Origin of the sequence: Macrococcoides bohemicum (assembly GCF_016865215.1) — a bacterium.
Classification (GTDB): domain Bacteria; phylum Bacillota; class Bacilli; order Staphylococcales; family Staphylococcaceae; genus Macrococcoides; species Macrococcoides bohemicum.
Genome location: NZ_CP054482.1, coordinates 1448396 through 1465790, shown reverse-complemented (window position 1 = coordinate 1465790; position 17395 = coordinate 1448396). Strand labels below are relative to the sequence as shown.

Genomic DNA, 17395 nt, shown 5'->3' with positions numbered 1-17395 from the left:
TATGTCAAGAACAGAATCAAGACAACATGCAGTACAAATATTATTTCAATTAGAAACAAAGGAACATGATATTACAATTGAAGAAGCAACAGCTTTTATTATTGAGCCTCCTCTAAAGGATGGATTTTGTGAATCAATCGTTCGTGGTGTGAAAGCTCATGAAACAGACATCGATGGTAAAATATCACCTCATCTTAAACAGTGGACGCTTGACCGTATCAATAAGATTGATCGAATTATTTTACGTATGAGTACTTATGAAATGCTATACACTGATGCACCGGAAAAAGTAGTTGTTAATGAAGCGGTAAATTTAGCGAAAACTTATAGCGATGATGACAGCTATAAATTTATCAACGGTGTTTTAAGTGAAATAATTAAAAATAAAGCGTAGTGATGATATGGAAAAGTATTTAACGGTAAGTGCGTTAAGTAAATATATAAAAGTAAAATTTGATAGAGATCCTTATTTACAGGAAGTCTATATAAAGGGTGAGCTTTCAAACTATAAACGTCATTCTAGTGGACATCATTATTTTGCATTAAAAGATGACGGTGCCATTATTCAATGTATGATGTTTAGTCGTGATGCGGGTAAATTATCTTTTACTCCTAAAGAGGGAGATAGTGTACTTATTACCGGACGTGTTTCATCATATGAGGCACGAGGCAACTATCAATTGTATGTTAATACAATGACGCTTGATGGTATTGGGTTATTATATGAGAAATTTGAACAACTTAAAAAGGAATTTCAGGAAAAAGGTTATTTTAATAGAGAACATAAACAGTCTTTACCAAAATATCCGAAGCATATTGCAGTACTTACAGCAAGCACAGGAGCGGCCGTACAGGATATACGGACTACTTTAAATAATAGATATCCATTGGCAGAAGTAACGTATATATCGACACTAGTACAAGGTGCAGGTGCTAAAGAAGATATCGTAAAAAATATTGAACAAGCAGATGCTATCGGTGTCGATGTAATCATTCTTGGACGTGGTGGGGGCTCAATTGAAGATTTATGGGCATTTAATGAAGCTGCTGTTGTTGAAGCCATATATAATGCACGTACACCTATCATTTCAGCAGTAGGGCATGAAACGGATACGACTTTATCAGATTTTGTAGCAGATTTACGTGCACCAACACCAACTGGAGCGGCTGTTCTTGCAACGCCTGACGTCCGTGAATTGGATGCGCAGATTAATAAAGCACGTGAATTCATGAATCATAAAATGAACAATATATTACGTCATCAAGTGCAGCACTTAAATCAGCTTGAGAATTATTATATTTTTAAGAATCCATATATGCTTGTTGAACAAAAAGTTCAGCGAATCGATGAAATTCAGAATAATATGAAGTACCTGGTGAATACGATGCTGCAACAACAAAAGCATCGTTCTTCAACTTTAACTCAGCATATTACACCTAAGACATTAGAGGATAAGGTAAAGCATTACCACAAAGAAATTGAAAATAAACAACATCAAATGGACAGAATAGTACAGTATTTGATGTCAATGAAACAAACAGCATTTCAATCTCGACTTGCACTGCTTAGCAGCTTAAGTCCAACAGAAACATTACTACGAGGATATAGTATTACGCGATATAACGATGCGATAGTGCGTTCTGTAGATGATGTGAAAATTGGTGATAAGTTAGAAGTTGAAATCAAGGATGGTAAACTAATCAGTGAAGTAATTGAAAAGAAATAACTAGGGGTGTCTTCCATGGCTAAAGATTTTGAAACGATGATGAACGAATTAGAAACGATTGTTAAACAACTTGATAATGAAAATGTTTCGCTTGAAAAATCCATTGAACTATATGAAGCAGGTGTCAAATTATCTAAAGCATGTCAGGATAAACTGAAAGAAGCTGAGCAGAAAATCGCTAAACTACAAGAGGCAGATACAAATGAATAAGGCATATATTGAAGCGATTAATAATGCAATCGATGAAAATTATCAGGAAAAAGCCGTATCATCACAATTAAATGAATCGATTATCTATTCGTTAAAAGCGGGAGGTAAACGTGTGCGCCCATTACTGTTAATGACAACGCTTGAAAGTCTGGGTGGTAATCCAGATGATGGGATAGCATTTGGTTTGGCAGTCGAAATGATACATACATATTCGTTGATTCATGATGATCTTCCTGCAATGGATGATGATGATTATCGCAGAGGCAAACTCACAAACCATAAAGTATATGGTGAAGCAACAGCTATTTTAGCAGGAGATGCCTTACTAACGGATAGTTTCCATCAAATAATATCAGGCAACTATTCAGACGCAACTAAAATAAAACTGATAACATTATTATCAGATGCTGCCGGGTCTAAAGGTATGGTCGCGGGACAGATGCTTGATATGGAAAGCGAAAATAAATCAATTGATATGATAACGCTTGAGACAATTCACCATCATAAAACAGGAGATTTAATTCACGCATCTATTTATGCTGCAGGTATTATACTAAATCTGAATGATGATATTTTATTGTCGCTAGATAAAGTAGGAAGAAATATTGGATTAATGTTTCAGATTAAAGATGATATATTAGATGTAGAAGGTGATTTCGAGTCAATCGGAAAAACTGTTGGAAGTGATGCAGAAAATGCAAAAAGCACATACGTCTCACTAATCGGTCTTGAAGCATCTAAACAAAGACTAAATGAAATCTATAATGAGACGATAGAAATTGTTGAGGACATTACATTAAATAAAGCACCACTCATAGCATTAATTGATTTTATTGTTGATAGAAATAAATAAAAGCCTGTATAAGGCTTTTTTTATTTTTCATGCATTCATAAACAATGATATAATAGGTAACATATTATAGTAAGAGAGATGTAGGTGGGAATTCATGGATGTATCGAAAATAAAAGATCCATCGTTTATTAAAAATTTAACAGATGATGAGTTAGTTGAATTAAGTGGTGATATTCGTCAGTTTCTTATAGAGAAATGCGCAATTACCGGAGGGCATATTGGGGCAAATTTAGGTGTTGTAGAATTAACAATCGCCATGCATAGAAGTTTTAACAGTCCTCAAGATAAACTTATCTTTGATGTAGGACATCAGGCATATATTCATAAAATATTAACTGGCCGTGGAGAGAAATTTGATACGTTACGCCAATATAAAGGTTTAAGTGGATTTCCGAAATTAAATGAAAGTCCGCATGATGTATGGGAAGCAGGACATTCTTCAACTTCACTCTCAGCAGCTATCGGCATGGCAAAAGCGCGTGATATTCTAGGTGAAGATTATGATGTTGTACCGATTATCGGAGATGGAGCTTTAACTGGTGGTATGGCACTTGAAGCTTTAAATCATATCGGACATGATAAAACTGATATGACAATCGTCTTAAATGATAATGAAATGAGTATTGCGCCTAACGTTGGTGCGATGCATAATATGTTTGGTCGATTACGCACGAATCAAAACTATAACCGTGCAAAAGTTGATATTGACGGTTTCTTAAGTAAATTACCGGGTGGACATAAACTAAGAGATTCAGCTGATCGTATTAAGGATAGTCTGAAATATCTTGTTGTAACAGGTGTATTCTTTGAGGAGCTTGGCATTAAATATGTCGGGCCAGTAGACGGGCATAATTTTAATGATCTTAAAGAAGCTTTCGAGACATCTAAACGTATTAACGGACCGGTTATCGTTCACGTTATTACTAAAAAAGGTAAAGGTTACCGACCGGCAGAAAACGATAAGATCGGGACATGGCATGGATTAGGACCATATAAATTAGAAACGGGCGAACAGGTAAAAGGTAGCTCAAAAGCACCAGCCTGGAGTCAAATCTTCAGCGACACGGTACAAAGTTTTGCAGAAAAAGATAAACATATTGTTGCGATTACACCGGCGATGCCAGTAGGTAGTAAGTTAACGAGGTTTCAGGCAGAATTACCGGATCAATTCTTTGACGTTGGTATAGCAGAACAGCATGCAGTGACGATGGCGGGTGGATTAGCTGCTAATGGCATGAAACCTTATGTGGCCATTTATTCAACATTTTTACAACGTGCTTATGATCAAATGCTGCATGACGTCGACCGTCAAAACTTACATGTAGTATTTGGAATTGACCGTTCAGGTCTTGTTGGAGCAGATGGTGAAACACATCAAGGAGTCTTTGATATACCTTTCTTAAGTCATATGCCGAATATTACGATTATGATGCCAAAAGATGAGAATGAAGCGCGTCATATGCTGCATAGTGCATTTTATGAATACACGGGCCCTATTGCGATACGTTATCCAAGAGGGAATGGTATTGGTGTGGATGTGGATGCTAACTTGCAACCCGTACCATATGGTAAATGGGAAACCCTTCATGATGGTGAGGATGTCGCAGTACTAAGTTTCGGACCGACATTACAACTTATTGAAGAAGTGCGTGATGAACTATTAAAAGAAGGCATCAATATTGAAGTGGTTAATGCACGATTTATTAAACCGCTAGATACAGACTATCTGGATAAAATTGCAAAGGAAAATAAAGCAATAATTACAGTTGAAGAGTCGATGTTGAGCGGTGGTTTTGGGTCATTAATCGTCAATTACTTCAATGATAGACATCAACATATAGATATTAAACGCATCGGAATTGACGATGAATATATTGAACATGGTGATGTAGAATTATTACTGAATGATATCGGGATTTCAAAAGCAAATATTATCAATGAAATAAAACAATCACTAAAGCGTAAACATGAAAAAAATTAGAATAGATGATTGGCTCGTTGAACATGACTATTATGAAACAAAAGATGCCGCTATGCGAGCAGTCATGGCAGGTCTCATTTTTAATGACAATATTCGTATTGACACTGCAGGTGAGAAAATTAATCCTATAACTGCAAAAATCCGCGTGAAAGATAAACGGAAAAAATATGTAAGTCGTGGCGGATATAAACTTGAAAAAGCAATTGAATATTTTGATTTAAATTTAATTGATGTCATTCATCTCGATATCGGATCTTCTACTGGTGGATTTACAGACTGTGCATTACAAAATGGTGCGCGTCATTCATATGCTTTGGATGTCGGTACGAATCAATTAGACTATCGTTTACGTGTTCATGATAAAGTTACAGTCATGGAACAGACAAATTTTAGATATGTGATGAAAGAACAGTTTGATCCTACACCGAATTTTATCACGATAGACGTAAGTTTTATTTCTTTATCAGTGATTTTCAATAAACTTGTTGAAATAGTAAAACCTGGTGCCACGATTGTTGCACTCATCAAGCCCCAATTTGAAGCAAGATATGAATATGTTGATAAAGGAATTGTTCATGATAAGGATGAACATATCCGGGTATTAGATGAAATGATTCAGCTTTGTAAGAAACTTAATATTCAAGTACACGGTATTACCTTTTCACCAATTACTGGTCAAAAAGGTAATATTGAATATTTATTACATGGTGAAGTTATTTCTGATAATGATGAAATTATTAATTCTGTTATCAATGATAAAAATCTGTCACAATCAACAGCAATGATTGTGGAACAAGCGTTTAACATATTAAATGATTAAACCACCGAGGTAAATTCGGTGGTTTTTTCGTATACAATAAATTGTATGTATGCTAAAATTATCTGTATAATTATACAGGTACAAGGGGGGCGTAGGTATGGCCAATAAAACTATCCGACAAATTAAAATCAGAGAGATCATCTCTAATCAACAAATAGAAACACAGGAAGATCTCGTTGAGAAATTAAATGAATATAATTTAAATGTAACACAAGCAACTATTTCTCGAGATATTAAAGAATTACAATTAATTAAAGTACCCACACCTAGTGGACAATATATTTACTCACTACCAAGAGACAGAAAATATCATCCGTTAGATAAATTAGGACGCTATTTAATGGATTCATTTGTTAAATTGGATAGTGCTGACAATTTACTTGTCTTAAAAACTTTACCAGGAAATGCACAGTCAATCGGTGCTATTTTAGATCAGTTAGAATGGGAAGAAGTGATCGGTACAATTTGTGGTGATGATACTTGCCTATTAATCTGTAAAGATAAAAAAGCAGCAGAAGTGATCACTGAACGTATTTTTAACATGCTTTAATTGGGGGATTTTATATGCTTTTGTCGTTATCTATTAAACAGTTTGCAATAATCGAGGCATTAGAAATTGAATTAAAAGATGGTTTAACTGTACTTAGTGGAGAAACTGGTGCAGGTAAGTCAATCATTATCGATGCAATCGGACAACTCATTGGTATTCGAGCAAGTCAGACTTTAGTGCGTCATGGTGAAAATAAGGCGATTGTTGAAGGTATATTTGATATAGACCATAATCCTCGAGTAAAGGATATGCTCATTGAAAAAGATATTCCATTAGATGATTTTATGTTGGTAAAACGTGAAATTTTAAAGACGGGTAAAAGTATATGTAAGATCAATAATCAGACCGTAACATTAACAGAATTAAAAAGTATCATGCAGGAGCTTTTGGATATTCATGGGCAACACGAAACACAGACCCTGTTAAAACCAAAATATCATCTGACATTATTAGATGATTATGCAAAAGGCAATTATGATACTTTACTGGCGGAGTATCAGATAACCTTTAAACAATATGTTGAGAAGACGAATGAGCTGAAAAACTTGCAGCAAAAAGATGAAGAGTTGTTGCAACGTTTAGATTTAATAAAATATCAACATAAAGAATTAAGTGAAAAGGAATTAATCGCCTCAGAAAAAGAAACGTTAACAGAAGAAATTAATCGACTGCAAAATTATGAGAAACTTAATGATGCTTTAACAAAATCAGTTAATCTATTAAGCGAAGAAAATCAAATATTAGATTTACTATTCAAATTTAACGCATCACTTAAAGAAGTGGATGAAATTATACCGAACAAGTTTAGTAAGACATTAGAGGAGTCGGAAGGTCTGTATTATATTTTAGATGATGCAAAACATGCATTGCATGATGCGATGTCTCAAAATGAATATGATGAGAATGAACTTAATCAGTTAGAGACGCGTATGAATGAAATACAATTTCTAGAACGTAAGTATGGAAAACCTTTAAATGAGCTGATACCTTTTATTGATGAGTTAGAAAAAGAAATTAATACGATTGAAAATATTGAAGAATCTACTACTCAATTGATGAAGGAAATTGAACAGACAAAATCAAAACTTCTGTCGTTAGGAAATGATTTAAGCAAAGCAAGACGTAAAGTAGCTCAAACACTACGCAATGAAATATTAGATGAAATTCATAATTTAGAGATGAAAAGTGCAAACTTTGAAATGGCATTTACTAAGACTGAACCAAGCGTAACCGGTATTGAATCTTTAGAATTTATGATTAGCCCAAATAAAGGCGAACCATTGAAACCAATGGAGAAAATAGCATCTGGTGGGGAACTAAGTCGTATGATGCTTGCTTTGAAAAGTATATTTGCAGAGTCGAAAGGTAAAACAGCAATTTTATTTGACGAAGTAGACACAGGTGTTTCTGGTAAAGTCGCTCAAAAAATGGCTGAGAAAATGTATGATATTTCACAGCATATACAAGTTATCTGTATTTCACATTTACCACAAGTTGCTGCAATTAGCGATCATCATCTTTATATCGAGAAAAAAGAACAAGATGACAGAACCACTACAAGAGTAACTGAACTCGATGGAGAATCACGCATAAAAGAAGTTGCAAGAATGATTTCAGGTGTTGAAGTGACGCCACTCACATTAGAACATGCTGCTGAATTAATCAATCAAAATAAGAAGTAAAAAAGGATGAAGAAGTATGGTGCTTAAAGTTGCAATTATTGAAGATTCAAGAGAACTCGCAGTAACAATAAAAACACATCTAGAAAAACATAATTTGCAGGTCGTCGGAATGTGTCATAACGGTAAGGATGCACTTAATATGATCAATGATGTTGAATTTGATTTACTGTTACTTGACCTGATATTGCCACATATCGATGGAATTACGCTGTTAAAAGAGCATATTCCAACGAATCATTCTTTTAAAATTATTTGCTTAAGTGCGTTTGGAAAAGATTCTGTGCTGTCAGAAGCAATGGATTCCGGAGCTGATTATTTCATTTTAAAGCCGATTAATTTTGATAATTTTGTCAATCGTATTTGTCAGATCTGTAATATTGATGAATCAGTCCTCAGACAAGATAAATTAGAACAGTTAGGATTTAAAGAAAAACATAAAGGTACGCGATATATACAGGATGCCATTGAAATATTATCTGCTAGAAGCGAACAAGAACGAGCGAAGAAAGTACACTTAACAATTGATTTATATCCAAAGATTGCAGAAAGAAACAATGTTAAGAATGCAAATGTAGAACGTTCTATACGACATGCAATTGAAAAAGCATGGGATAACGGTTTACAGGAAGTGTTTAGCAAACGTGGAAAATTAAATCGACCGACGAGTGGCGAACTAATCGATTACCTCTTGGAGGATTATCATGACTAAAGTAATTGGACACAGAGGGTATGCTGCACTTTATCCTGAAAATACGATGCTAAGCTTTAAAAAAGCTTATGAACATGGTGCAGATGGAATAGAGCTTGATATACATATGTCTGTCGATAAAGAAATTATTGTCATCCATGATCCATCCTTAAATCGTACAACCAATCAGAAAGGTCGAGTCAATCAATTAACATTAGATAAAATCAAAAATGCACGTATTAAGAATGGTTTATTTAAAATAACTGACGAACAAGTCCCAACGTTAAAAGAAGTGATGGACTGGATCATTACAACTGATATGACATTAAATATTGAAATAAAAGGTGTTACTGAAGGTGTGCTTGAAGATGGGCTACTCAAACTTTTAAGTCACTATGACATGAAAGAGCGTATTATCATATCAAGCTTTAATCTTGAAAGTCTTTTATATATAGAAAAGATTGATTCGAGTTATGAAACAGCACTACTTACAGATAAAGATTTGGGTGAGCCGTGGATATATTTGGAGTCACATGGCATTAAATCAGTGCATCCTTATGGAAAAAGTTATATGACCGATGCGAAAAGACAAGAAGTAGTACGATATAATTTACCAGCACGTGTCTACACGGTTAATCGCGCAAAAGAAATACAGTATTGGCTGGAAGAAGAAATCGATGCCATTATAACAGATGAAGTAGAAGTAGCGGTAAAATTAAAAAAAGATTATTTGTTAAAACAACATTGATAAAAATAAAAAACAAGAGAATCATCCATTATTAGGACTGATTCTCTTGTTTTTTATAAAATTTTTCTTGAGCACGTTTACTTTTCTTTTCGATATGAAGAATATAGCCGCCTACAAAACTAACACCAAGTACCATTAAGATAAGTCCGATTAAAAATTGCAGCCAAATAAAATGGAGTTCTGGGACAAGAATACCAAAAACAGCATCTCGCATCCATTTGATACCTAAACCTGCAAAATAAATTGGAATAACTAAAACAAGAAGTGCGATAATCTTTTTCATAAATTCACCTACCAATAGCATTATAACAAAAAAACATCATAATATTAATAATAAAAAAATTATTATATAAATATAATAAGAGATGAAAATGATGAATAAAAAAAGAATCTAAAATACGTTCAAATAGCATATTGGAAGCGCTTTAGTTTGTTGAAGTACATAAATATTCAATAGAATATAATAATAATATATCGGAAATCGAACTAAAATATACAGAAATAAATTTAATAATGAATATTTTTGTTTTATAAACATAATATTTAATGTAAAATAGGAAGTGTTAAAATAATAATTATTTTATGAAAAGGGGAAATAAAATGATTTTTAAGACTTTAGAACAATATGACTATGAGCAAGTTGTATTCTGCCAGGATAATGCAAGTGGATTAAAAGCGATTATCGCGATCCATGATTCAACACTTGGACCTGCGCTTGGTGGATGCAGAATGTGGCCATACGAAACAGAAGAAGAAGCAATTGAAGATGCATTACGTTTAGCACGTGGAATGACATATAAAAATGCAGCAGCAGGACTTAACTTAGGTGGCGCGAAAACAGTTGTTATCGGAGATCCTAAGAAAGATAAATCAGAAGCTTTATTTAGAGCATTAGGTCGTTATATTCAAAGTTTAAACGGACGATATATTACAGCTGAAGACGTTGGTACAACAGTTACTGATATGGACATTATTCATGAAGAAACTGACTTTGTCGTAGGATTATCAGAAAGCTACGGATCTAGTGGAAATCCTAGTCCGATGACAGCATTAGGAGTTTATCGTGCGATGAAACGTACGGCGAAAGAAGCATTCGGTGATGATAGTTTAGCAGGTAAGACAATTTCTGTACAAGGGGTAGGAAATGTATCTTATACTTTATGTAAATATTTACATGAAGAAGGTGCGAAATTAATCGTTACGGATATCTTCCAGGAATCAATTGATAGAGCGGTAAATGATTTTGGCGCAACAGCAGTGAAACCTGATGAAATTTACTCAGTTGAAGCGGATATCTTTGCACCATGTGCATTAGGTGCGATTCTTAATGATGACACAATTCCACAATTGAAAGTTAAAGCAGTATGTGGATCATCTAATAACCAGTTGAAAGACTTGGAAAGACACGCAGCAATGCTTAAAGAAAGAAACATTATCTATGCACCTGACTTTGTTGTAAACTCGGGTGGAGTTATTAATGTAGCTGATGAGTTAAACGGCTACAACCAAGATCGTGCAATGAAAAAAGTAAATGAAATCTATGACCAGATGGATAAAGTATTTGAAATCGCGAAACGCGATAACATTTCTACAGCATTAGCAGCAGAACGTTTAGCTGAAGAACGTATTGATCAAATGATGCGTGTACGTAGTACATTTAGTTTAAATGAACATTCTTTGATTTCTAGACGTAAAGGTTAATAAAGCAGGTATGCTCAGAATTTTGAGCATACCTGTTTTTAAATATCACTAAAATTAATTTTGTAATTTTCTTTTAGGGTGAAACGACCAATAAGTCACCACACGAATGATATATTCAAGCGGACCATATTTAAAATATATACTGCTCAATAAGATTTGTACCACAAAGAAAATTAAGGCAATGAAAACAGATAATACAAAATTGCTGTCACCAAATCGTCCAAACCCATGACTATAATAAATAAACCCATGGAAGATAGATTGGCTAATGTAATTAATGAGAGAAAGTTTTCCTACAAATTCAAATCCTCTGAATATCTTTACTTGCAGAAAACGATGATATAAATAATAGAACAAAGCAATATAACTAAAACTAAATCAAAAATAGCAGCCAGTGCTAATAATCCGATAATATCATTATTAGGATATATTTCAAAAAATGCTTTAAATACTAAGAAAAACGGCGTTAAAAAGATTAATATCTTTTTAGAATGTGTGCAGGTAGATTCAAAAAATTTATTTTTAGCAAAAATCATTCCAGTAATAAAGAATAGTATGTGAAAGAAAATAGAAATTGCGAGTAAACTAAATATATGATCATCCATAAATAAAAACGGATCTTCGGTTAAGTTAAAGAAATCGTTTCTCTCGCTTAATGAACCGGAAGAATTTAAGACCATTTCTTTATGGAGAGAATTAAATAATGTTAATAATTTATTGAGCAAAGGAGTGAGAAGATATACTCCTTTGCTTAATTTATTTATCACATTCAAAGTAAATAATTTAATAATTATAACCTTTTACTATTTTGAATTTCCATAATATATTTTTGATTTAAATAATCTGAATATAACTTGAAGATTACATAATGTAAAATCAAATTTATTACTGCGATTGCATATATATATGGATAAACTTGAGTAAACAGAAGACTAGAATACAGATAAATAGAACATAAAATAATGAATGTATTATCAGTTGAACATAGGATTACATTAAAAGTAGATTTAGTTGTTGAATATTTCCATAAATATGGATAAAGTACGCCAAAAGAAAGTCCAAATAAAATAGAAATTAAAATCAATCTCCAAAAGTAATTATAATGAACTGTGATATCTGTATTGAACAAAGATGTAATAGTCATTAACCAAATCAAGCTAAGAAATGAAGTTTGAAAGAAGTTTTGTATTAATTCTTTAATCATAATAACATCTCCTTTATTTCTCGTGAATAGTATCTGCTGACAATATATTCCTTATTAGAATTACTTATTATTAACAATCGTGATGCCTTATCTGAAGAGAATTGGTTGATATGTCTTAAATTAAACAACTGACTATTATTAATTTTAACTATTTTATATTGAGTAAAATCACTAAATTCTTTAATCCTACCTTTGATATAAAAAAGTGAATCATCAACTAAATTTACTTTGGACAAATGAGTAAAAGATTCAATAGATTCGATTTGATTTACTGATACTTTTATAGATTTATTAGTTTTAATATCAATCAATGTAATTTTAGCCTCAAAAAAATTGATCAGGTTATTTACAAGATTTTTGTTACTTTCGTGACTTTCTAAATGGATAACATCCTTATTAAGATGATTATTAAAGTTTACATTAAATTTCATATCAGGTTCCTCCTTATACTTAATGTATCATTAATTAGAAGTTTAGTAGACAAAGCTTTATTTAGTTGCATAATCTTCTATTTTGTTACTTCAATAAGAGAAAATTTAAGCATTTATTTTTGTTAAAGAATCAGATATAATGTTGAAAGTTTAAGTGTTAATTGAGGAGGAATTTTATGAAAGTAAGATTATCTGTTTATAATCCTAAGTGGAAAGATAGTTTTAAAAATGAATGTCTAATAATTTCTGATATGATTCCTGATGAAGTTGTAAGATTTGAACATTTTGGTAGTACATCGGTTCCTGGTATGAAAGCTAAACCTGTAATAGATATGAAGGTATTGGTTAAAGACATAAATCAAATTGATAGTTATAATTCGAAATTTATAAAAGAAGGATACGATGTGGCCGGAGAATGGGGAATCACAGGTAGAAGATTATTAAGAAAAGGTGGAGATGATAGAACGCATCATATACATATCTATCAAGAAGGTCATCCTGAGATATATCGACATTTAGCTGTTCGAGATTATTTACTTGAACATCCAGAGGAAGTAACGGCTTATAGTGATTTAAAGACAAAACTTGCACAATCATATGATGAAACACCTGAATATAGAAATGCTAAACGTGATTATGTTGTAGCATTGGAGAAGAGAGCTTTAAGTTATTTTAGAACAAAATAAAACGGAAATATAACTATATTTCCGTTTTTATGAAAATAACTCATCAACCGTGACATTCAAACACTTAGCTAATTTAAATGCGAGAGATAGGGTAGGATCATATTTATCATTTTCAATGGCATTGATCGTTTGTCTTGAAACGTTTGTTTTGTCACTAAGTTCAGCTTGTGACATACCAAGCTCTTTTCTTAACTCTTTGATTTTATTTTTCAAATAGCATCAACCTTTAGCACTATACTTACTTTTAGTATAAATCAAACTCATGAAAAATATAACTATAATTACTAGCAAATACGATACTTCAGGAAATTCAGGTAGAATAGCTTTTTCTGGATTTCCCAGTTTAAATATTTTTAATATGATACTTAATAATAACGCGTATACCACCCAAACTAACGTATTTGAAAAAACTTCTAATAATAATTTCGATGATCTTTCATCAATTTTGTTATTGTTACCCTCAATCATATCTTTAGGTAAAGCTTTTTTAATCACAAATCCCCATAGACCAGCAAATAAAAATATACATATAAAACCAAGTACTTTCATAACAATTTCTCCTTTAGACACTATATTTTTTGTTGATTCGAATGTAATTGAAAATAATTAAAATAGTAGCTAATGCTAAATTAATTAATTCTGGATATTCATTTAAATAATCAAATTTAATATTATTAAAATCTATGGTTTTCATAATTAAACTGAATATCCAGAAAGCAATAAGATAGGTTAAAGTTGTTGTAAATACTTCATTTCCTATTCTTTGAGTTCTTTCATCATATTCACTATGACCAGGTCCAAAATTTAAAAATTTAACGATAAACATAAAAGAAATGATTGTTAACAAAAATGCAAAACTTAGTTGAATAATCATAAATCAAACCTCCAAATGTAAAATGTTATTTACATTTATAATATAGCAAGTCATTCCTGAAATGTCAAAAGTATTTTACATTTATTTAAACCTTAATTGTGGACAAAATCATAAATTTGTCTATTTTTCTTCTCAAACAATATTGATATACTTTTGAAAAAATATGAGGTGATTTTATGATAATAGATGCTTTCGATAATAATTCGGAACCGATTGTTACTTTGAAAAGTTTTTATGGGGAACAGAAAAAGACATTAGATGTATGTATGATTATTTTATCTAAAAATATTTATGACAAAATTATTGATTTATATAACTGTGAAAAGATTGCTGAGATCCATGCTTGTAACGGTAGTTATCCAATATATAAATTTATTCATGATGGCAAAGATATTGGATTTTATTTAAGTGGCATTGGATCAACATTAGCGGCTCAATTTTGTATAGAAGCTAACTGGTTAACAGGTGCTACTCAGTTTATTATGTCAGGTTCAGCAGGTAGTCTAGATAAAGTAAAGACTAATCATAAATTTGTGATTCCGACGGAAAGTTATCGAGATGAAGGTATGTCTTATCACTACGCAAAAGCAAACGATTATATTGAAATTAATAATAGTAATAAAGTTGCAGAAATATTTGATATATTAGAATTACCCTATGTGCAAGGTAAGGTATGGACAACTGATGCTATGATGAGAGAAACTAAAAATAATGTTGAAGTGCGCAAAAACGATGGATGTATTGGAGTCGAAATGGAACTTGCAGGTGTTCAAGCTGTTAGTGACTTCCATGGGTTTGAACTCTATAACTTTTTGGCAACAGGTGATGTACTTGCAGAAAATGAATACGCGGTTGACGGCTTAAGTGACGCTAATCATAATATGGATAAATTCTTTATAGGTTTGGAAATAGCAAAGAGAATATAGATAGAATTAATAATAGTACATGATGGGTGAAATTATCATTAAATATAATGGAGAATTAAAAGGATAATGTTTAGTTATAAAAAACAAAGTTGAATGCGATTTTGAATTGATAGATTATCACATGAAAGATCTTTCTGATAAATGTAAATTTGCAACTTATATTATGGTTGATATACTAACAAATAATAAATTTTATATAAGTTCGATTAGGATAAATGAAGATGGATGGGAAATGAAAGTAATATAGAAAGGCTAATGAAATAAATATTAATCAGATGAGGTAGGTAGAATATTATGACTCTTACAAGAAATTTAAGACTTGCTAATTTAGAACGATGGTATATGTATCCTGGTAATGTATTTGAAGGTACAGAATATATGAATACATTTTTAGAAGTTTTTATATTTGAAGCAAATGAAATTTATATTTTAACAATTACAGATATCCCAAAAGATAGTTTCTTCAGTAATGGAGAATTAATTTCAGATATTGAGGGGTTGGCACATCATTTGGCAGTTGAAAAAGGATCGACACAACTTTTTGAGTTTCTTGATATTGATATCTCTAATTTTAAATTTAATCCAGATTCAGATGGTAACATAGAATATCAGACAAATGAATATAAAGATAAATATATTGAAAAATATTATAAAGAAATACTATATCAAAAATACCCTCAAATTAATGTGATTCATGAAAACACTACATTTAGTTATTGATAGAATTTCCTTTTAAATGTAAACAGAATTTAAAACTTTTGATTTATCATTTAGTTCATATTAAAATGTAAATGAAAAGAGGAGTGAAGCGAACACTCCCCTTGTAGATCCGTTTAGAAGGTGATTAGCCTTTATAATGATATCAAACCACTACCACTCAGCTTGGTCAGAGCTTATGAGTGGCTATTTTTTATCTTTTTTACTGACTTCTATGACACTCAGCACGATATCTGCAAAAAGTAGTGCAAATTTCAATGCTTCATAAATCGTCATGTCTATCCTTTCGTTGTTTTGAATCAGAGATAGCTCTGATTGGAAATAAAACTGAAGTGAAAATAAGTTAATACAACTTAGATATGATATAAGAGTTACTATCGAACAATTTATTAGAAAAGACATTTCAATATATGAAGTAAATACAATAGAAAAAATAATCAAAAAAATAATTGAGGTGGATTAATGTTTGAGATAAATGAAAGCTCACAAGCTACAAATGATTATATTCATCAGAAGATAAAAGAATATAATGAACCAAATTGGAGAGATAGAAAGTTGTTTAATTTTAATATCGAAGATAATGGTAAAGTTATTGCTGGTATTGTGGGGGAATCAACTTTTTCTACGATTGAGATTGAATTTTTATTTGTTGATGAATCATATAGAAAACATGGATTAGGCACAAAATTATTAACTTATGTAGAGGAAAAAGGTAGAAGAGAAGGGTTAAAGCATGTATATCTTAATACTTTTTCATTTCAAGCACCAAAATTTTATGAAAAACATGGATATAAATTATTGTTTAACATAGATAATTGCTACGGAGATATTGGACAATATTTTTATTGGAAAGATTTATAGAATTGTTTCGTAGTGTAATAAGTGACAAAAAATATCTTTCAGTATATACTATGTATATATTTTTTAAGAGGTGAATAAAATGCAGGTATCTCTACAACGATGGGGTAATAGTCAAGGCATAAGAATACCAAAATCAATAGTTAATGAAATGAATCTTGATAAAAATCAAAAATTTGATTTAACAATGCAAGATGAAAAAATTATTTTAACAAAGCAGCAGCAAAATGTCTCATTAATAAGAGAATTATTTGAAAACTATGAAACAGAAAATAAGCCAAGCGAATTTGATTGGGGTAAACCTAGAGGTAATGAAGTATGGTAGAGCAGGGTACTATCATCAAGCTAGATCTTAATCCTACAAAAGGCAAGGAACAAGCTGGATATCGTCCTGCATTAGTAATAAGTAATAAAGATTTTAATGAATTCACAAATTTAGTAATTTTATGTCCTATTTCTTCAACGTTAAATTCTTTTCCTTTGCATATTAATCTAGAAGACAACTTAATAACTAAAGGTAAAGTATTGTGTCAACATCCAAAAACAATTGATTTAAATGCAAGAGAATATAAAACAATTGAAAAGGTAAGCGATAAATTTATTAATAAAATTTATACTATTGTTTCAGCTTGTATTATGCCGACAAATCAATAAAAAGTGGGGTGCCGAGAACACTCCACTTGAGATTCATTTATACGGTGACTATTCTTAAAAGTAGTATCAAAATTACCACTCTACT

The 17395-nt window shown here is 31.6% G+C and carries 23 protein-coding genes; 17 read left to right on the top strand and 6 right to left on the bottom strand.

The annotated features are described in order from the left end of the window. The first annotated feature begins 1 nt into the window (after window position 1). The 10 genes from nusB (at window position 2) to HT586_RS07535 (ending at window position 9259) form a co-directional block, all read left to right on the top strand. Window positions 2–394, top strand: coding sequence for a transcription antitermination factor NusB (nusB, locus tag HT586_RS07580; protein ID WP_203545530.1), 393 nt, complete (start codon window positions 2–4; stop codon window positions 392–394). A gap of 7 nt (window positions 395–401) precedes the next feature. Then, window positions 402–1727 carry an exodeoxyribonuclease VII large subunit gene (gene xseA, locus HT586_RS07575; RefSeq protein ID WP_203545529.1) on the top strand — a complete coding sequence of 442 codons (1326 nt, stop codon included), beginning with the start codon at window positions 402–404 and terminating at the stop codon, window positions 1725–1727. Between the two features lie 15 nt (window positions 1728–1742). Then, on the top strand, window positions 1743–1937 hold the full coding sequence (gene xseB / locus HT586_RS07570) for an exodeoxyribonuclease VII small subunit (RefSeq protein WP_379875025.1): 195 nt from the start codon (window positions 1743–1745) through the stop codon (window positions 1935–1937). Next, window positions 1930–2790, top strand: coding sequence for a polyprenyl synthetase family protein (locus tag HT586_RS07565; protein WP_203545528.1), 861 nt, complete (start codon window positions 1930–1932; stop codon window positions 2788–2790). The genes xseB and HT586_RS07565 overlap by 8 nt, the downstream gene beginning before the upstream one ends. A 94-nt stretch (window positions 2791–2884) precedes the next feature. Next, window positions 2885–4771, top strand: coding sequence for a 1-deoxy-D-xylulose-5-phosphate synthase (dxs, locus tag HT586_RS07560; protein WP_096076383.1), 1887 nt, complete (start codon window positions 2885–2887; stop codon window positions 4769–4771). After that, window positions 4758–5591 carry a TlyA family RNA methyltransferase gene (locus HT586_RS07555; RefSeq protein WP_133353249.1) on the top strand — a complete coding sequence of 278 codons (834 nt, stop codon included), beginning with the start codon at window positions 4758–4760 and terminating at the stop codon, window positions 5589–5591. The genes dxs and HT586_RS07555 overlap by 14 nt, the downstream gene beginning before the upstream one ends. Before the next feature lie 97 nt (window positions 5592–5688). Further along, entirely contained in the window at window positions 5689–6141 is a 453-nt protein-coding gene (gene ahrC / locus HT586_RS07550; RefSeq protein WP_096076385.1) for a transcriptional regulator AhrC/ArgR, read from the top strand. 14 nt (window positions 6142–6155) lie between these two features. Continuing rightward, complete coding sequence (gene recN, locus HT586_RS07545) at window positions 6156–7823, top strand: DNA repair protein RecN (protein WP_203545527.1); 1668 nt, start codon at window positions 6156–6158, stop codon at window positions 7821–7823. Between the two features lie 16 nt (window positions 7824–7839). After that, entirely contained in the window at window positions 7840–8532 is a 693-nt protein-coding gene (locus HT586_RS07540) for a response regulator (protein ID WP_096076387.1), read from the top strand. Then, window positions 8525–9259 carry a glycerophosphodiester phosphodiesterase family protein gene (locus HT586_RS07535; protein WP_203545526.1) on the top strand — a complete coding sequence of 245 codons (735 nt, stop codon included), beginning with the start codon at window positions 8525–8527 and terminating at the stop codon, window positions 9257–9259. Before HT586_RS07540 ends, HT586_RS07535 begins: the two co-directional genes overlap by 8 nt. A 31-nt stretch (window positions 9260–9290) precedes the next feature. On the opposite strand, the gene HT586_RS07530 is transcribed toward HT586_RS07535, so the two are convergent. After that, the gene (locus HT586_RS07530; RefSeq protein WP_096076389.1) at window positions 9291–9542 is read right to left on the bottom strand and encodes a DUF2627 domain-containing protein; all 252 of its coding nucleotides are present in this window, start codon (window positions 9540–9542) and stop codon (window positions 9291–9293) included. A gap of 317 nt (window positions 9543–9859) precedes the next feature. Between HT586_RS07530 and HT586_RS07525 the strand changes: the two genes are divergently transcribed. Beyond that, complete coding sequence (locus tag HT586_RS07525) at window positions 9860–10960, top strand: Glu/Leu/Phe/Val dehydrogenase dimerization domain-containing protein (RefSeq protein WP_203545525.1); 1101 nt, start codon at window positions 9860–9862, stop codon at window positions 10958–10960. Window positions 10961–11014: 54 nt separating this feature from the next. Here HT586_RS07525 and HT586_RS12610 read toward each other — a convergent pair whose 3' ends face one another. Both HT586_RS12610 and HT586_RS07515 read right to left on the bottom strand, forming a co-directional pair. Continuing rightward, window positions 11015–11323, bottom strand: a complete 309-nt coding sequence (locus tag HT586_RS12610; RefSeq protein WP_407943986.1) for a DUF418 domain-containing protein — start codon at window positions 11321–11323, stop codon at window positions 11015–11017. An 837-nt stretch (window positions 11324–12160) separates the two neighbouring features. Beyond that, on the bottom strand, window positions 12161–12595 hold the full coding sequence (locus tag HT586_RS07515; RefSeq protein ID WP_203545523.1) for a LytTR family DNA-binding domain-containing protein: 435 nt from the start codon (window positions 12593–12595) through the stop codon (window positions 12161–12163). Window positions 12596–12771: 176 nt separating this feature from the next. Here HT586_RS07515 and HT586_RS07510 point away from each other — a divergent pair, with 176 nt between their 5' ends. Next, the gene (locus HT586_RS07510) at window positions 12772–13281 is read left to right on the top strand and encodes a GrpB family protein (RefSeq protein WP_203545522.1); all 510 of its coding nucleotides are present in this window, start codon (window positions 12772–12774) and stop codon (window positions 13279–13281) included. Between the two features lie 27 nt (window positions 13282–13308). Here HT586_RS07510 and HT586_RS07505 read toward each other — a convergent pair whose 3' ends face one another. The 3 genes from HT586_RS07505 to HT586_RS07495 are packed head-to-tail and all read right to left on the bottom strand — an operon-like array spanning window position 13309 to window position 14155. Beyond that, entirely contained in the window at window positions 13309–13494 is a 186-nt protein-coding gene (locus HT586_RS07505) for a helix-turn-helix transcriptional regulator (protein WP_133446754.1), read from the bottom strand. A 6-nt stretch (window positions 13495–13500) separates the two neighbouring features. Beyond that, window positions 13501–13830, bottom strand: coding sequence for a hypothetical protein (locus HT586_RS07500; protein WP_203545521.1), 330 nt, complete (start codon window positions 13828–13830; stop codon window positions 13501–13503). Window positions 13831–13843: 13 nt separating this feature from the next. Then, window positions 13844–14155: a hypothetical protein gene (locus tag HT586_RS07495; RefSeq protein WP_203545520.1), complete on the bottom strand. Its 312-nt coding sequence runs from the start codon at window positions 14153–14155 to the stop codon at window positions 13844–13846. Window positions 14156–14331: 176 nt separating this feature from the next. Between HT586_RS07495 and HT586_RS07490 the strand changes: the two genes are divergently transcribed. The 5 genes from HT586_RS07490 to HT586_RS07470 all read left to right on the top strand — a co-directional run bounded on the left by HT586_RS07490 (window position 14332) and on the right by HT586_RS07470 (window position 17310). Further along, a complete protein-coding gene (locus HT586_RS07490; RefSeq protein WP_203545519.1) occupies window positions 14332–15081 on the top strand; it encodes a nucleoside phosphorylase in 750 nt (249 codons plus the stop codon). Between the two features lie 294 nt (window positions 15082–15375). Beyond that, a complete protein-coding gene (locus HT586_RS07485; RefSeq protein WP_096076397.1) occupies window positions 15376–15801 on the top strand; it encodes a hypothetical protein in 426 nt (141 codons plus the stop codon). Between the two features lie 459 nt (window positions 15802–16260). Continuing rightward, the gene (locus HT586_RS07480; protein ID WP_203545518.1) at window positions 16261–16659 is read left to right on the top strand and encodes a GNAT family N-acetyltransferase; all 399 of its coding nucleotides are present in this window, start codon (window positions 16261–16263) and stop codon (window positions 16657–16659) included. A 79-nt stretch (window positions 16660–16738) separates the two neighbouring features. Further along, a complete protein-coding gene (locus tag HT586_RS07475) occupies window positions 16739–16981 on the top strand; it encodes an AbrB/MazE/SpoVT family DNA-binding domain-containing protein (RefSeq protein ID WP_164942242.1) in 243 nt (80 codons plus the stop codon). Then, window positions 16975–17310 carry a type II toxin-antitoxin system PemK/MazF family toxin gene (locus HT586_RS07470; RefSeq protein ID WP_203545517.1) on the top strand — a complete coding sequence of 112 codons (336 nt, stop codon included), beginning with the start codon at window positions 16975–16977 and terminating at the stop codon, window positions 17308–17310. The genes HT586_RS07475 and HT586_RS07470 overlap by 7 nt, the downstream gene beginning before the upstream one ends. Window positions 17311–17395 lie beyond the last annotated feature (85 nt).

Bases quoted from the DNA above. Each gene is read 5' to 3' on its own strand.
- nusB (WP_203545530.1), top strand. From the start codon at position 2: ATGTCAAGAACAGAATCAAGACAACATGCAGTACAAATATTATTTCAA.
- xseA (WP_203545529.1), top strand. From the start codon at position 402: ATGGAAAAGTATTTAACGGTAAGTGCGTTAAGTAAATATATAAAAGTA.
- xseB (WP_379875025.1), top strand. From the start codon at position 1,743: ATGGCTAAAGATTTTGAAACGATGATGAACGAATTAGAAACGATTGTT.
- HT586_RS07565 (WP_203545528.1), top strand. From the start codon at position 1,930: ATGAATAAGGCATATATTGAAGCGATTAATAATGCAATCGATGAAAAT.
- dxs (WP_096076383.1), top strand. From the start codon at position 2,885: ATGGATGTATCGAAAATAAAAGATCCATCGTTTATTAAAAATTTAACA.
- HT586_RS07555 (WP_133353249.1), top strand. From the start codon at position 4,758: ATGAAAAAAATTAGAATAGATGATTGGCTCGTTGAACATGACTATTAT.
- ahrC (WP_096076385.1), top strand. From the start codon at position 5,689: ATGGCCAATAAAACTATCCGACAAATTAAAATCAGAGAGATCATCTCT.
- recN (WP_203545527.1), top strand. From the start codon at position 6,156: ATGCTTTTGTCGTTATCTATTAAACAGTTTGCAATAATCGAGGCATTA.
- HT586_RS07540 (WP_096076387.1), top strand. From the start codon at position 7,840: ATGGTGCTTAAAGTTGCAATTATTGAAGATTCAAGAGAACTCGCAGTA.
- HT586_RS07535 (WP_203545526.1), top strand. From the start codon at position 8,525: ATGACTAAAGTAATTGGACACAGAGGGTATGCTGCACTTTATCCTGAA.
- HT586_RS07530 (WP_096076389.1), bottom strand. From the start codon at position 9,542: ATGAAAAAGATTATCGCACTTCTTGTTTTAGTTATTCCAATTTATTTT.
- HT586_RS07525 (WP_203545525.1), top strand. From the start codon at position 9,860: ATGATTTTTAAGACTTTAGAACAATATGACTATGAGCAAGTTGTATTC.
- HT586_RS07515 (WP_203545523.1), bottom strand. From the start codon at position 12,595: ATGAAATTTAATGTAAACTTTAATAATCATCTTAATAAGGATGTTATC.
- HT586_RS07510 (WP_203545522.1), top strand. From the start codon at position 12,772: ATGAAAGTAAGATTATCTGTTTATAATCCTAAGTGGAAAGATAGTTTT.
- HT586_RS07500 (WP_203545521.1), bottom strand. From the start codon at position 13,830: ATGAAAGTACTTGGTTTTATATGTATATTTTTATTTGCTGGTCTATGG.
- HT586_RS07495 (WP_203545520.1), bottom strand. From the start codon at position 14,155: ATGATTATTCAACTAAGTTTTGCATTTTTGTTAACAATCATTTCTTTT.
- HT586_RS07490 (WP_203545519.1), top strand. From the start codon at position 14,332: ATGATAATAGATGCTTTCGATAATAATTCGGAACCGATTGTTACTTTG.
- HT586_RS07485 (WP_096076397.1), top strand. From the start codon at position 15,376: ATGACTCTTACAAGAAATTTAAGACTTGCTAATTTAGAACGATGGTAT.
- HT586_RS07480 (WP_203545518.1), top strand. From the start codon at position 16,261: ATGTTTGAGATAAATGAAAGCTCACAAGCTACAAATGATTATATTCAT.
- HT586_RS07475 (WP_164942242.1), top strand. From the start codon at position 16,739: ATGCAGGTATCTCTACAACGATGGGGTAATAGTCAAGGCATAAGAATA.
- HT586_RS07470 (WP_203545517.1), top strand. From the start codon at position 16,975: ATGGTAGAGCAGGGTACTATCATCAAGCTAGATCTTAATCCTACAAAA.